The sequence below is a fragment of the Streptomyces alkaliphilus genome, from assembly GCF_014141535.1.
Classification (GTDB): Bacteria; Actinomycetota; Actinomycetes; order Streptomycetales; family Streptomycetaceae; genus Streptomyces; species Streptomyces alkaliphilus.
On the sequence record NZ_VKHT01001001.1, the window covers coordinates 1 to 1,793 of the forward strand.

General features: G+C 70.4%; 3 protein-coding genes. All 3 read right to left on the bottom strand.

Features of this window, described 5'->3' with window-relative positions:
- On the bottom strand, window positions 1-525 hold a 525-nt coding region (locus tag FNQ90_RS21895), incomplete at its 3' end, for a peptidoglycan recognition protein family protein (protein WP_182607927.1).
- Between the two features lie 203 nt (window positions 526-728).
- Window positions 729-1,589, bottom strand: a complete 861-nt coding sequence (locus FNQ90_RS21900) for a 3-hydroxybutyryl-CoA dehydrogenase (protein ID WP_182607928.1) — start codon at window positions 1,587-1,589, stop codon at window positions 729-731.
- Between the two features lie 42 nt (window positions 1,590-1,631).
- Window positions 1,632-1,793 (bottom strand): 3-hydroxyacyl-CoA dehydrogenase NAD-binding domain-containing protein (locus FNQ90_RS21905; protein ID WP_407699420.1); only part of this gene is annotated, 162 nt, incomplete at its 5' end.

The window sequence follows — 1,793 nt, forward strand, 5'->3', positions numbered from 1 at the left end:
GCCCGACCCCCCGCCACCCGACGGCCGGGGCGCGCCGGAGCGCACCCACGCGGTCAGCGCGGATCCCGGACAGGCGGTGGCGAAGCCGTCGGCGTGCCGGGCGATCTCGTCCCCCGCGGGACCTTCTCCGCGGCAGTGTTCGATCGCGTCCCGCATGCCGTTCAGTTGGGCGTCGGGAGGTTCGGTCAGGCCGGAGGCGCCGAGCAGCGCGCAGACCGCGTAGTGGGCGTCGTTCAGCGAGGTGTTGCCGTTCGCCGAGTTGCGCCGTTCCAGACCGCGCCCCTCGTACACCGTGCCGTGGGTGCAGACCACGAAGGAGTAGGCGATGTCGGACCAGCCGTTGCCGTCCATGTGCTGGGCCTGCAACGAGCGGACGTAGCCGGGGCAGTCGTCGTGCGGTCGGTCGGAGTAGGTGGTGCCCAGGTAGTGCACCTTCACCCCGAGTCGGGCCCGGCCGTACGGAGTCGCCCCGTTGGGGGTCCGAAAGGCACGGGCTCCCCATCCGGACCGGGACACCAGGTCCATGTCGATCTCTCCTCGGATTGTCGGGCGATCGTCGGTCGCGCGGTGACCGGGAACGCCACCGCCGTACGTCGCGCGCCCGGACACGATCGGTGTCCGGGCCGTGCGACGTACGGCGGGAGATGCCCCGGGGGCCGGTGCTCATGCCGGACCATCGGCCCAAGTGGGGCGAATTACTCCGAAGGGGTGAAATCGGTGCGTGGAAATCAGGTGTAGAGGTAGAAGCCCGCGCCGGTCTTGCGCCCCAGGCGGCCGGCCGCGACCATGCGTTGGAGGAGCGGGGGCGCGGCGTACAGGGGTTCTTTGAATTCGTCATACATCGAGTCGGCGACCGAGGCGACGGTGTCCAGCCCGATCAGGTCCGCCAGCCGCAGCGGTCCCATCGGGTGGGCGCACCCCAGTTCCATGCCGTTGTCGATGTCCTCCCGGCTCGCGGAGCCGGACTCCACCATCCGGATGGCCGACAGCAGGTAGGGGATCAGCAGCGCGTTCACCACGAAGCCGGAGCGGTCCGCCGCCCGGATGGCGTGTTTGCCGAGCACGTCGGTGACCAGCGCCTCCGCCCGGGTCACGGTCTCCTCGGAGGTGGTCAGGGCGGGGATCAGCTCCACCAGCCTCTGGACCTGCGCCGGGTTGAAGAAGTGGATGCCGACCACCTGTCCGGGGCGGGAGGTGGCCACCGCCAGTTTCACCAGCGGGATGGAGGAGGTGTTGGAGGCCAGGATCGCGTCGGGGCGGGTCACCACCTGGTCCAGCACCTGGAAGATCTCGGTCTTGACCTGTTCGTTCTCCACCACGGCCTCGATGACCAGGTCGCGGTCCGCGAACTCGCCCAGGTCGGTGGTGAAGCCCAGCCGGGCCTCCGTGGCAGCCAGTTCCTCCTCGGTGAGCTTGCCGCGTTCGGCCGCCCGGGCGAGCGAGTTCGCCAGCCGGCTGCGCCCCAGCTCCAGGGCCTCACCGGTGGTCTCGGCGACCTTCACCTCCAGCCCCGCCCGTGCGCAGACCTCGGCGATGCCGGCGCCCATCTGGCCGCATCCGACCACTCCGACGCGCTTGATGTCGGTCACTCCGTGCCCTTTCGCTGTTCGGGAAAGCGGCGGCGGACGGGATCACCGGCCCGCCGCAACGCCCCCGACGGTACTCGGTGCGGGGATCAGCTCCACCAGCCTCTGGACCTGCGCCGGGTTGAAGAAGTGGATGCCGACCACCTGTCCGGGGCGGGAGGTGGCCACCGCCAGTTTCACCAGCGGGATGGAGGAGGTGTTGGAGGC